Below are 12,865 nucleotides of genomic sequence, written 5' to 3'. Positions count from 1 at the left end.
CCAGATGAACCAGCCCGAGGCCCCGGACCCGATGCAGACTGCGCTGACGCAGCAGGCCATGAACACCAGCACGGCCAATCAGCAGCAGGCCACCAACATGGTCAACCAGTCCACGCCGGACTACAGCCTCACCTACGACCAGACCGGGACGCGGACCTATGTGGACGGCTTCGGCCGGACGCAGACCGTGCCCGAGTACACGGCCACGCAGAAGCTCTCCGACGTGAACCAGGGCATCTACGATTCCTCCAAGCAGGCGCAGGGCAACATGGCATCGACGGCATCGATGCTGTCGGCGAATGCCCAGTCCGCCCTGAGCAATCCCTTCAAGCTCGGGAATGAGGAGACCGAGGCCCGGCTTTACGAGCTGGGCTCCAAGCGCCTTGACCCCCAGTTCGCGCAGAACGAAGAAGCGCTGCGCGCGCGGCTGGCGAACTCCGGAATTCAGGCGGGCTCCGACGCCTGGAACCGCGAGATGGCGAGCTTCAGCCAGGGTCGGAACGACGCCTACAACTCGCTTCTGCTTAATGGCCGGCAGCTCGCGGACCAGGAACTCTCGACCGAGCGCAACAGCTCCCTCAACGAGCTGAACGCCCTGCTCACCGGCTCGCAGATCGCAGCCCCGAACTATGTGAACACCCCGCAGACGCAGGTGGCTGGCGTGGATTACGCTGGCCAGGTGCAGAACCAGTACAATCAGCAGGTTGCTTCGAACAATGCCATGATGGGCGGCCTATTCGGGCTGGGCGGCGACATCCTTGGCGCCGGCGTCACGAAGTATTCCGATCCTCGGCTGAAGCGCGATGTTCGCCGTGTCGGCACCCTCGGCAACGGCCTGCCCGTCTACGCCTACCGCTATGTGTGGGGCGGGCCGGTTGAGATCGGCGTCATGGCCGATGAGGTCGAAGCTGTTCGTCCGGACGCGGTTCACGAGGTCGGCGGCTTCAAGGCCGTGGATTATGCCAAGGCGGTGGAGGCCTGACGATGGCGCTTTCTCAAACTCCTGAGCCATTCGTCTGGGGATCGGGTGGCGCGCAGCTCACTCCGGAGGAAATCGCCCGGCGCCGCGAGATTGCCGATGCCCTCATGGCGCAGGGGAGCGATTATTCTCCGGTTCAGCATTGGGCGCAGGGGGTGGCGCGGCTCGGAAAGGCCGTTCGTGGAGGTCTGGAACGTCGCGACACGAACGAGGCGGAGCGCACGGCCCGCGCTGCGGCGCAGGAGAAGTGGCAACCCATCGTGGACGCGCTCACTGGCGCGCCGGCCGCTGCTTCTCCTCCGTCAGCCGGCGCGGCTCCAGCAACGGCTGCACCGGCTTCGACGCCCCCGGCGCAGGCCGCCCCTACGCCGCCGACCGGCCCCTCTCCCGGCGTGCGCAGGGTGGCCGATGCCATGACGCAGGTGGCATCCCTCGACCCAGGCTCCGGAGCGCCGGCCCCGGCAGTACAGTCACCAAACCAGCCCGCAGCCGGTACCATTCCGGGCCTTGCAGAGGCGCGCTCCCGTTATGCTCAAGAACTGCAAGACCCCGCCGTCGCGGCCCGCCTCGCGGCGTTCACGCATGCCGAGGTGGGAAGCCAGGGGCCGCAGGCGCAGCAGGCTTTCATGGAAAGCATGTTGAACCGCGCCGCCGCGCGCAACCAGACCCTCGCCGAGACCATGTCCGGGAGCTATTTCCCAGCCATCACGCATCAGCGCGTGGCGCAGTTCTCGACTGATCCCCAGATCACCGGCCGCTATGGCGATATGGTGAAAACCGTTCTTGGCGGGTCCAACGTCGGGCAATACGCCACGGGCAACGCCTCCGGCTCGGTGGGCTTCAACTCCGGTCCGCAGGTCGCGGCCTACGGCGGCGAGCGCTTCGGCATCGAGGGGCCTGACCAAGCGTGGGCGAGCCGTCTTCAGGGTGGCGCCCAGCCGGCGGCCGCTCCGGTGCAGGTGGCGAGCGCAGACCCCACCTTCATGCCGCCCTCTGGCGCGCCCATCGTGCCCGTGCCGGGCGCCGATCCGCTCCCGGCGCGCCCGACGCCCGGCATGCAGCAGGTTGCTCAGGCCATGGCTGCACAGCCGGCGCCGCAGCCCTCTCCCGGTGCGGCGAACCTCATGCGCAGCGTGCCTCTTCCGGTCCTCATGGAGGCGGTGGGAAACCCGTGGCTCCCCCCCGGCCAGCGCGCGGTGGCACAGGCGCTTCTTCAGCAGCAGCTTGCGGCGCAGAAGCAGGCCGCCGAGCCTTTCACCCTCGGGCAGGGGCAGGTGCGCTATGACGGCACCGGGAATGTGGTTGCTCGCGGCCCTGACAAGCGCCCGGAAGGGGCTGGCGAATACGGCCTCAACCCGGTGTGGGGCGTCGATGCCCAGGGCAACCCTGCCATCATCCAACTCGGGAAGGACGGCTCGCCGATCCAGCCCAAGCTCCCGGCGGGCGTGAGTATCGCCAAGGATCCGATCAAGATCGATGCGGGAACCCATTACGTGTTTCTGGATCCGCAGACGCGCCAGCCCATCACGACTGTCCAGAAGAACGTGGCCGGCGCCGCGGCGGCTCAGGAGGTTGGAAAGGCGGCGGGCCAGGCGCAAGCCCAGTTGCCCGGAGCCGAAGGGATGGCAGCGCAGATCGGCCAGCACATCGACGCACTGGCGAATGATCCCAAGCTGCCGGACATGCTCGGCCCCTTGGCGTCCCGCATGCCCAACCTCACCGCCGACGCTGCCCGCGTGCAGGCCAAGATGGATCAGCTTCGCGGCGGGGTGTTCCTCCAGGGTTATGGGATGCTGAAGGGCGGTGGCGCCATCACGGAAGTGGAAGGGCTGAAGGCCGAACAGGCCATGGCCCGCCTCAGCGCCGCGCAGAGTGTGGACGACTACAAGGCGGCGCTCGGCGAGTTCAAAGACGCGCTCATCACCGGCCTTGCCAAGCTCCGGGCGCAGGGAGCCATGGTGCCGGGCGTCGGGCAGGGATTCGGTGCACCGGGCGGAGCCCCTCCGGCGGCTGCGCCTTCGCTTCAGCCGAACAACGCTCCTGGCGGTGGCCCGAGCAATCCCTCGATGGGGGCGCCTCAAGGGGCGAGCGGGGTCGGCGATCCACTCGCGCAAGCAAGAGACGCCATCTCGCGTGGCGCGCCGCGTGATGCGGTGATCCAGCGTCTTCGGCAAAACGGCATCGATCCGGCGGGGCTTTGACCATGGGCATGTTCGACGATCTGATTCCCGCGCAGCCACAGCAGGCCGGCGCTGGCCTGTTCGATGACCTGATCCCGAGCCGGCCGCAGCAGCCGGCCCAGCCCGCCCCCGGCGGCCTCTGGAACAACGCCACGGCCGGCCTCAACGACGCCATCTATTCGACCCTCGGCGCGCCGGTAGATGCCGCGACGTGGCTCACCAACAAGGGCGTGCAGGGCATCAACGCCGTGACCGGCGCCGAGCTGCCGCAGGCGCGCAGCAACCTTCCCGGCTCCAGCCGGTGGCTGGCCGGTGCCGGTGAGGCGGCGGGCGTGAACGATCCCGCCAAGGTGCAGGCCACCAGCACCGAGGAGAAGCTGGCCCGCGCGGCCGGCGCTGGTGTCGGCGGCATGATCGCCCCGGAGGCCGCCTTGGGCACGCTGAACCGGGCCGGCGTCGTGGGCGAAGGCGCCATGAACATGCTCGGCTCCATCTTCGGCCGTTCTGCCTCCGTGGGCGATGTCGCCACCAATGCGGCAGTGGGCGCCGCGGCGGGTGTCGGTGGCCAAATGGCCGGCCAGGTGGTGCCCGAGCCGTGGAAGCCCCTCGCCGAGACGGCGGGCAATCTCGTGGGCGGTGCGGTTGGTGCCGGCGCCATCGCGGCGGGCCGGGGCGCTGCCCAGCTTCCGCAGGCGTGGCGCGACTTTCGCTTGTCCGATCCGGCGACGCAGGAGGCTGCGGCCGGCCGGCGGCTGTGGGACGCGGCGAGCGATCCCTATGCCGCGCGGGAGGCCATCGATGCGGCCAATGCCTCGAAGGCGGTGGGCATGCCCACCGAGCCGGGTGCCATGCCCCGCAATCTGGTGGCGGGCTCCGAGCCGACCACCTTCCAGTTGACCGGCGACATGGGCCTTGGCGTGCTGGAGCGGGCGAGCGACAGTCGCTTCCCGGCCGCCTTCCTCGAACGCCAGGCGGACCAGAACGCGGCCCGCGTCGGTGCTCTTCGGGGCATCCAGCCGCAGGGCGCGCCCGAACAAGTGGTGACGGCGCTGCGCCAGAACCTCGCGGCGCTGGACGAAGCCACGGGGCAGGCCGTCACCGGCGCCACGAACGCGGCGCGTGAGGCAGCGGGCCGGCTCGGCGGCGAGGGCACACCCGAGGGCTACGGCACCGGCATCCGGCAGAACATCATGGATGCCCGCGGCGTCGCCAAGGAGCGCGAGCGCGCCCTGTGGCAGGCCGTGGACCCGAACGGCGACTTGAACCTGCATGGCACCGGCACCCGCGAGGCGGCCCGGTCCATCGTGAAGGGATTGGAGAAGTCGGCGGCACCGCTGGCCGGAGAGGAAGCCGCCACCATCGGCACGGCCTTGCAGTATCCCGACGTGGTGCCATTCCGCGAGATGACGGCGCTGCGCAGCCGGGTGTCGGAGGCGCTACGTCAGGAGCTTTCCACGAACGGCCAGACCCGCGTATATTCCCGCCTGTCGCAGCTGCGCGGCGCCATCGAACGCGATATCGAGAACGCGGTGGCGTCCAAGGCTGCAATGGAACAGCAGGCGGTGCAGGCCGGTGCGATGTCCGAAGACGCCGCAATGGAAGCTCGGTTGCGGAATTGGACGAATGTCTGGTCGGAAGCCCGGAGAGACAGTGCGCAAGGTGCTGGAGGAGTTGCCTCCGGCGGAGCGACCTTTAGCTCTACAGCAGATGGAGCGGGATTTCCGCGCGGCGGGCGATCTGGAAATCCTCCGCGAGATCAAGGCGTACAAAGCCCTGGCCTCTTCGACGACCTCATCCCCAACTTCGACGAAGGAGCCGCCGGCCGACTGAAGGCGGCTTCTGCGGCCACTCAGCAGCGGGCGCAGACCTTCGATAGCGGCCGGGTGGGCGCCGTCACCAGGCGCTCGGGCGCCTCCGGGCCGTTCCAGACGGAAGCCTCTGTGGTCCCCGGCCGCTTCTTCCTGCCCGGCCCGCGCGGCTACGAGGCCATGCAGGCGCTGCGCAATGCCGCGCCTGAAGCCCTGCCGCAGATCCGCGACTATGCCATCAGCACCATGCGCAAGGCGGCGGAAAGCCCGCTGGACGGCACCCTGGACCCGGCCAAGGTGCAGGCGTGGCGGCAGAAGCACGCCGATGCACTCCGGGCTGTGCCCGAGGTGGACCGCATGCTGGCCGACCCGGTGGCGGCTTCCGAGACCATGGCGCGGCTCGCGGCCGAACGGAAAGCCCAGCTTGATGCCTTCGAACAGGGCGCCGTGGCCCGCCTGCTCAATCTGGACGACCCGGCGGACGTGACGCGGACCATCGGCGGCATCTTCTCCCGGCAGGATGCCATGCAGCAGATGGGCCGCCTGGCCCGCGAGACCGCCGGCAGCGAGGAAGCGCGGCAGGGCCTAAGGAAGGCCGTGGCCGACTACATCAATCTGCGGTTCATCGGGAACACGGAAGCCGCCACCAGCCAGGAGAAGCTGATCCGCTCGGACCGGTTCCAGGAGTTCGTCAAGCTCTCCGCCTCGGCGCTTCGGCAGGTGTTCGGCGATGATGAAGTCAGGACGCTCGCCGCCATCGCCGAGGACCTGAGCCGGTCGAACCGAACCGCGAAGCTTCCCGGCCGGTCGAACACCGTTCAGGACCTTCTCGCGGTGGGCAATGCTTCGGGTGGCGAAAGCTGGCTGTCCCGCCTGCTGTCTCCCGGCGGGCTCGCCAGCGCTGGCGCTGCGGCCGGCAGCATGGCCAGTGGTGGCCTTGGGGCCGCAGTAGGCGCCGGTGGCGGGGCTCACCTCGGGCGCATCATCGAGGCGATGCGACAGGCTGGGCTCGCCAGTGTGGACGACATCGTGAAGGACGCGATGTTGAACCCGGGTCGGGCGCGGGCGCTGCTGGCGAAGGTGTCGGACGCCCCGACGCCACAGGAAGCCCTCTCCCTCGCTCAGGCCTACATCCGGGCGTCACTGCTGCCGGGATCGAATGCCCCACCGCCGCAGGGCCGCGGGAAGATGGGTGACATATTCGGAGTGGATCGGCCGCCCCGTCCCATTCTCGCGCCCGCCGCGCCAGAGCGCCGGAGCGGCCTGGATGGCGCTCCTCCTTCCCGTCGGGCCGTCGCCGAGGCCCTGCTGAGCCGGGGCATCCCGGTCCACACCTATTCGCCGGGGGTGGAGAAGGTCGCGCGGGAGATGGCTCGCCGCCGCCCCGTGGGGATTACCAGCGGCGTGATGGGAATGGCGTGAAAGCGCTCCGGAGGGGCGGTGGCCTGGCGGTGGAATCACCCCTCATGAGGCTTTGCGGCGCAACGCTTTCGGGGTGGTGCGCAGGGATATTTGCCGCCGATGGATTCAGGGGATGACGGTGGCCTCACTACACAACGGCCGCCGCGAGCGGTTCGCGCAGGAGCTTACCAAGGGCAAGAGCGCAGCTGAGGCGTACGTGGAGGCGGGGTATTCCGGCAGCAGCAAGAGCATGCAGGAAGCGGCCTCAAGGCTGTCAAGAAATGTCAAGGTTCAGCCCCGCGTCGCTGAAATCCAGCAGCGCGGGGCAGAGCGCGCGGAAATCACCCTGGCAGATGTGACCGAGCACCTGAAGCGCATCGCCGCGGCTGCCGAGGAGGAAGGCGGAGCGCCGGGGCTCTCGGTGGCCCGCGCCGCCTGGATGGACGTTGCGAAACTGAACGGGCTGGTGGTGGACAAGAGCGAGAGCGTGAGCGTCACCCACACGATCACCGACAAGCCCATGTCGGACGAGGAATGGGCAGCGGAGTATGGGGAGGGCTGGGACAGGGCTTCCTAGTGGACGGTGGGAGCGGTTCGCCCTCGAAATGGCCCAGGGCGGCAGCGCGAAGGCGGGTAGAACTTCTATGTTTGCGCTGTCAGGCCATTTTGTGGATTTGCAGACTCAGCCATCGCTCAGGGCATCAAGGTCTAGAGCATCAGAGCCTAGATATGTTGCCGCAGAAATTTCGTCCAATGCGCGCGCGTAGCTGCTCAGGGTGTATTTTGGATGTTCAAGAATAAGATTAGTTAATGCAGATAATTGAACTTCTGTGTCTTCTGGAATTTCGTCAATTTTATTAAAAATAAATATCAGAGAAATTTCAATACGTTCACCGATCCAGCCAGGATTTGCAGATACTCGGATTTCGCGCGCTGCAGAAAGGAATTTCCCTTCCGAAGAATTACGCCCATGGCGTTCCTTGATCCTTCTTTGCAAAGGAGCAACAAATGCAACGAAATCATCAGGCAGCGCCGCCCGCGCGCGTTTACGTGCTAGTGCACTCGCCAAACGTCTCCGCTCAGAATCGTCAAATACCCCCCTTATCCGACCACCATCAAACTGAATAAGTGTGCGCTTCTCAACCGTTGTAAGGCGGTCTAAATCTGCCGCCATAGGGCGCGTATCCAAGCCGGAACAAGTCAGATAACGCGGGATTCGTCCGGCTCGCACTTGGCGGAGCTTATCTTCCGGAAGTGTGACCAGTGGGCACACCTCGACAAATTCACGTGTCGCGCACGTCCGGACGATATCGCAGGTCTGGCTGACAATCATGAAGCCGGGGAAATCGGTGCTAACCACAGCCAAGCCTAAAGGCTCTCCCACCGCTGTCGTCTCTCTTGCCAGCTGTTCGGCTTCGGGTGTTCCTGGTATCGAGATGTCCGCGAGATGGATAGCAGGCATTGCAGCATCAAGGACGACGTCCCCCTGACGCCATTCAGCCAGCCTTGCATCGATCTGGGAAATTTCCTCAGGCGTCACTGGATACCATTACCGCCGAATTGGCTTCGACAGCCGACGATTGAGAGTACCCCCACCAGCCGCTAAACTTTCTTGGCTTCGATCAATCTGCTCCGCCAATGTTTCGGCTTCAGCGGGTATCGACCGCACTACGCCAACCCTCCGGCCCGTCGCTAAGATAATCGCAGCTTCATAACGGCCTTCAACCAAAAGGTCATAAGGCCGAACCGAGAAAGAATCGCGATTCAGTAAGCGCGCGCGTGTTTCGAATGGGTCGGGCGTCGCAATAGCTCGAATCGCTTCGACGGTTGCGCGCATACGCCCTTCTTTGCGCGCACTAATAGCCTCTCCCGCAAGCCAAGCTTGGAAGCTGCGACGAGAGACACCAAGAAGAGGAGCAATCTCCTCATTTGTTAATCCCGACACACGGCGCAGTTCCTCTCCAAAGCGCTGGGCTTCAGTTAAGGCAACGGCACTCCGAGAAACAGTTTGAATATGCTCACTCGGCCAAGCCACCAATGGCGCGGATGTTCCCTGATGAATCAGGGTAAAAAGAAGAGCGTTGGCAATAAAGTCGCCCATCCCAATGGCTTTAGCAATCACAGGGCGAGATGAGGCGAACGAAGTTTGACGGAGACCCATACTAGAGCCGGTAGGCTCCTGGCCGGCCACCAGCCCCGTCCCAAAGGCAGGTCGCCAATCGGTACGGTCATGTTGCAACTGCAGGGCACTCATTTAAGCCACCTTGAAATGAGCCAGCCCAGAGGGAGTCATTACCCAACGAAATGCGGCGTAGGCCCGCTCGGACATGCGCTTGTAGATCGTTGCCAGCCCTTCCGCATCGAAAGATCGCTGACTCGAAGAGTACACGTCAATATCGAGTAGCCAACTGGGCGTTTGGGCAGGCTCCAACAAACCGGGGTCGATCGTGACGCCGGGGGGGAGGATACCCCACCGCAACAACATCGCCCCCTCCTCAACATTGAGGTTGGCCTCACTGATCGCTTGACGCACGTGCTCACGAAATTCCGGGAGCGCCACACCGATTAGGTTGGGCGCTATCCAATCTGGCAAATTGCCAACAGCCTCGCCATCAATCCGATTGAGATAGCGTATCCCCATACGCACAACGAGGCCGGGAGCATAGATATCTTCAACCCAACGCAGGAGCTGAGCCCAACGCTCCATAAATAAATCGCGTCCTGGATAGTTATGCGTTTCCAACGTAATTGCATCTGAAGTCAGAGATACGATAAAGTACTTATTCGCATCGCTGAAACGCCAGACATTCGAAACTATAGGCCTGAAACTCGGGGCACTAGACCCAACCTCTATCTGAAGTTCATGAGATGCGACCTGCTCTAGAAGCGGGTAGTGCTTCCTAAGCGCTTCCTGGAGGGGGGCGACACCTTCCTTGCTGTCAATTTTGAGGACGCTAGAAAACCGCGCTTGAACGACCACTTTCACAAGAGGCGAGTTCGCCAAAGGCTCTTCGTCAGGTGCGGGGCCGCCCAAGGGCGGCGGTAGCAAAGCCGTCATGGGCACATCCTCCATATGTGAAGTATAGTGTGAAGTGTGAGAGTCGCAAGGCTAGGAACGCCAAACTCGCGGCTCAGGAGTAGAAGCGTGCTACCCGCCGATAGGTGGCCATTGGCGACGATGCTGGTGAGAGGGCCGCGCCAGGGTAGTGTCAATCCGCCGCGCCCGCCCGTGGGGAGCCCTGCAGGGCAGATGACGCAATCTTCCTCACTACGGGTGGGCTTCCCCTGTATGTCCCACCACTCGAATCATGCAGCCATCATCAGCGGCCCGATTTAGGCCGGTATCTAGGTCACGAAGGGTCACAGCAGGTCTGAACAATCCAGCGCCCGCGCTGGGGCATATGCTGGGGCAGAGATTTCCAGTACATTATTTTTACGTGCGTTATCAGCCAGTTATCTTAAATTGATGGCGGAGACGGAGGGATTCGAACCCTCGAGACCCTTTTGGGGGTCTGCTCATTTAGCAAACGAGTGCCTTCAGCCTCTCGGCCACGTCTCCAGCACGTCTCCCTATGCCGAACCGCCGCGGCCTTTGCAAGGCATCCGGCGTCGTATCCCGCCGGAAATGTGACGCCGGCGCGAACGATCGGGCACCTGGGATGCGATGCCAGAGCGTTTTCGAGCGACGCGGAGACCCGGACCGGCCGCGATCAGTGCGCGGCGTCCCGCCATGCCGCCACGCGGGAGGCAACGCTGGCGGCAAGGCTTGCTGCGACGTCGGACCAGTCATCGGGGCGGGCGGCGCGGACAACGCCGAGCGAGGGATAGAAGGCACTGGTGCCGGCGTCCCGACCCCAGCACCAGTGCCCCGTGGGGCCGACGGCGACGAGGCCTGGACGGCCCCGGGCCCCGGCGAGGTGGGCCACGGGCCCCTCCCCCGTGACCACCAGGTCGAGATGCTGGATCAGGGCGGCCGTATCGGTTAGCGCGCCCTCCCCGTCCCAACCTGGGCCAAGACGGGTCACCTGCCCGCCGAACGTGGTGGCGGCCAGTTCCGCCTCCGCCTCCGGTCGCGTTTCGAGACTCACCAGAGCGATGCCCTCAAGCGCGGCCAGGGCTGCGAAAGCGGACAGCAGGGCGAGATCGCCGTTCCAGGCAATCCCCACCGCGAACCCCTCCGGCCGCATCTCCCGCCAGCGGGCCATGCGCGCGGGATCGGCCAGGAGATAGGCTGGCCGCGGCCAGCCTTGCGGATCCGGCGCCAGGAGGCGCGGCAGGCTGGCGAGGGGCGTCCAGCGCAGGCCGGCATCGCGCACGTCCACGCCGGCAAGGTCGCTGGCCACGGGAATGCGCGCGTCGATGCGCGACAGCAGCGGCACGTGCTCGGGCTGCGCCAGTAGTCGCGCGGGAATTTTCCGGTCGGCCAGCTGCCGCAGCAGGCGGCCGAACAGGATCAGGTCGGCAAGGTCGCCCTCCGCCGTCACGATCAGGGCCGACGGCATCTCCACCCCGTCCCAATGCGCCAGTGGCAGAGGCTTTTGCGCGGACGAATCGCCGGCTGCACTGGCCTCCAGGCCGGCCCAGCCGTCCTGCCAGCGCCCCTCGGCCAGAGCCTCGAGCGCGCGCAGGCGAAGACCCTCCGGCGTCGCGGTTTCCGGTGGCAGATCCCCGTCCCCGTCCGGGCCTGCCGTGTCCGGCGGGCCGGGGTCGAACGGCAGCGGCTCCGGCACAGGGGGGACAGGTGAAGGCTCCGCCGCTTCGGCGACGGCCGTAGCGGCGTGGGGCGCTTCGAGATCGCCCGGCGCGGGCTGTGCCTCTGCCGGCTCCAGCCCGGCTTCGGGTGGGCTGGCATCGGCCGCCGCCGGCGCGCTCAGGGGCGGGAGGGTGTCCCCATCGCCCAGTTCGCGCTCGATGCGCGCCAACGCGAGCTGGAAGGCGGGCCGGGCCGGCGCGGCGGCGAGCGCCTTGCGGAAGGCCTCCCGTGCGGCGGGAAGATCCCCGGCGGCCCTGAAGGTCTGGCCGATGAGAAAATGCGCGTCCGCCAGATCCGGCTTGAGCTGCAGGGCCGCGAAAGCCGCCTGCGCCGCCTCGGCGCTACGACCTAGTTCATGCAGCAGCGCGCCCTTGGCGAGGAAATGGGCCGGCTCCCAGGGCTGAAGCTCGGCCAGCCGGGCGTAATCGGTCAGCGCTTCGGCACCCTGGCCCAGGCGCACCCGCACCTTCGCCCGATTGGCGAGGGCTTCCACGGCACGGGGGTCAAGGGTCAGAGCCGTGTCGAAATGCGCCACCGCCTCCGCGTGGCGCCCGAGATTGGCGAGCATGTTGCCCGCCAGATAGCGCGCCTCCACGAGGCCCGGATCGAGCCTGGCCGCCGCCTCGAAGGCTTTGAGCGCCCGCTCCCATTTGTGTTCGGCCTGAAGCGTCGCGCCGAGCAGCACATGGGCGTGGGGATTGCTGGAATGGCCCTGCTTCGCCCGGCGGGCCGCCACGTGGGCCTCCTTGATCCGCCCGGCCTGCAGATGGGCGAAGACGACCAGGCGCTCCACCTCGAACACGCCCGGCCGCGCCTTCAGGAGGCGGTGGTAGATCTCGAGCGCCTCGTCGAGGCGCCCCTCCCGATGCAATGCGGTAGCGCGGGACAATGCGGCGCGCTCTTCCTCGACCATGGGCGCTCCTTGCCGCGGAATCAGTCGGCCTCACCCATATAGCATTGCCGGCTCATGCGGTGGCTTGATCGCGGTCCCCGCTTCAGCGGGCGCGCTGGCCGAACAGCACGCTCTGGGCGTCCTTGTCCTTGGAGAGGTCCACCTTGGCCCGCTCCTCGGCGTTCACGGCAAGGCCCCGCTGCACGGCGGGCCGGGCCAGGACGCGGTCCAGCCACCCCTTGAGATGGGGGAACTCCTCGATGTGCTGGCCCTGCCGCTCCCACAGCTTGGCCCAGCCCACGCAGGCGATGTCGGCGATGGAATAATCGCCGGCGAGATAGTCACGGTCCTTCAGGCGGGTGTTCATCACGCCATAGAGCCGGTGCACCTCGTTGGTGTAGCGCTCCACCGCATAGGGAATCTTTTCCGGCGCGTAGATGCGGAAATGGTGCGCCTGCCCCGCCATGGGGCCAAGGCCGCCCATCTGCCAGAACAGCCACTGGTCCACCTCCACCCGGCCGCGCTCGTCGGGAGGGTAGAACAGCCCGGTCTTGCGGCCGAGATACTGGAGGATAGCCCCGGATTCGAACACCGAGATGGGCTGGCCACCCGGCCCCTCCGGATCGATGATGGCCGGCATCTTGTTGTTGGGCGAGATGGCGAGGAAGTCCGGCTTGAACTGGTCGCCCTTGCCGATGTTCACGAGCTTGACCGCATAGGGCAGCCCGCATTCCTCCAGCATGATGGTGATCTTCCATCCGTTGGGGGTGGGCCAGTAGAAAAGCTCGATGGGCAAAGACTGGACTGCGGCCATGATGCGCTCCCAGAGCCCGTTGCCCCCGGATCGCTTTA

Annotated in this window: 9 protein-coding genes and 1 tRNA gene; 4 read left to right on the top strand and 6 right to left on the bottom strand. The window is 66.1% G+C overall.

All coding sequences use genetic code 11. The features are described from left to right. The first annotated feature begins 4 nt into the window (after positions 1-4). From K9U41_RS03635 to K9U41_RS03620, 4 genes are all read left to right on the top strand, one after another. Positions 5-982 carry a tail fiber domain-containing protein gene (locus tag K9U41_RS03635; protein ID WP_282639503.1) on the top strand — a complete coding sequence of 326 codons (978 nt, stop codon included), beginning with the start codon at positions 5-7 and terminating at the stop codon, positions 980-982. A 2-nt stretch (positions 983-984) separates the two neighbouring features. Beyond that, the gene (locus K9U41_RS03630; protein WP_282639502.1) at positions 985-3,180 is read left to right on the top strand and encodes a hypothetical protein; all 2,196 of its coding nucleotides are present in this window, start codon (positions 985-987) and stop codon (positions 3,178-3,180) included. 8 nt (positions 3,181-3,188) lie between these two features. Further along, a complete protein-coding gene (locus K9U41_RS03625) occupies positions 3,189-6,389 on the top strand; it encodes a hypothetical protein (protein WP_282639501.1) in 3,201 nt (1,066 codons plus the stop codon). Between the two features lie 118 nt (positions 6,390-6,507). Continuing rightward, positions 6,508-6,945 (top strand): terminase small subunit, encoded by a 438-nt coding sequence (locus tag K9U41_RS03620; RefSeq protein WP_282639500.1) that lies wholly within the window; start codon positions 6,508-6,510, stop codon positions 6,943-6,945. Between the two features lie 105 nt (positions 6,946-7,050). Here the strand turns inward: K9U41_RS03620 and K9U41_RS03615 are convergent, their stop codons facing one another. The 6 genes from K9U41_RS03615 to K9U41_RS03590 form a co-directional block, all read right to left on the bottom strand. After that, positions 7,051-7,908 (bottom strand): hypothetical protein, encoded by an 858-nt coding sequence (locus K9U41_RS03615; protein WP_282639499.1) that lies wholly within the window; start codon positions 7,906-7,908, stop codon positions 7,051-7,053. A gap of 9 nt (positions 7,909-7,917) precedes the next feature. Next, on the bottom strand, positions 7,918-8,622 hold the full coding sequence (locus K9U41_RS03610; protein WP_282639498.1) for a hypothetical protein: 705 nt from the start codon (positions 8,620-8,622) through the stop codon (positions 7,918-7,920). Next, the gene (locus tag K9U41_RS03605; RefSeq protein WP_282639497.1) at positions 8,623-9,426 is read right to left on the bottom strand and encodes a TIGR04255 family protein; all 804 of its coding nucleotides are present in this window, start codon (positions 9,424-9,426) and stop codon (positions 8,623-8,625) included. Between the two features lie 409 nt (positions 9,427-9,835). Then, positions 9,836-9,927: transfer RNA gene (locus K9U41_RS03600), tRNA-Ser, on the bottom strand. Between the two features lie 151 nt (positions 9,928-10,078). Next, positions 10,079-12,034: a tetratricopeptide repeat protein gene (locus K9U41_RS03595; protein WP_282639496.1), complete on the bottom strand. Its 1,956-nt coding sequence runs from the start codon at positions 12,032-12,034 to the stop codon at positions 10,079-10,081. Between the two features lie 82 nt (positions 12,035-12,116). Beyond that, complete coding sequence (locus K9U41_RS03590; protein ID WP_282639495.1) at positions 12,117-12,827, bottom strand: glutathione binding-like protein; 711 nt, start codon at positions 12,825-12,827, stop codon at positions 12,117-12,119. Positions 12,828-12,865 lie beyond the last annotated feature (38 nt).

It is taken from the genome of Xanthobacter autotrophicus (assembly GCF_029991245.1).
GTDB classification, from domain to species: Bacteria; Pseudomonadota; Alphaproteobacteria; order Rhizobiales; family Xanthobacteraceae; genus Xanthobacter; species Xanthobacter autotrophicus_C.
This window is presented reverse-complemented; position numbering and strand designations above follow the sequence as displayed.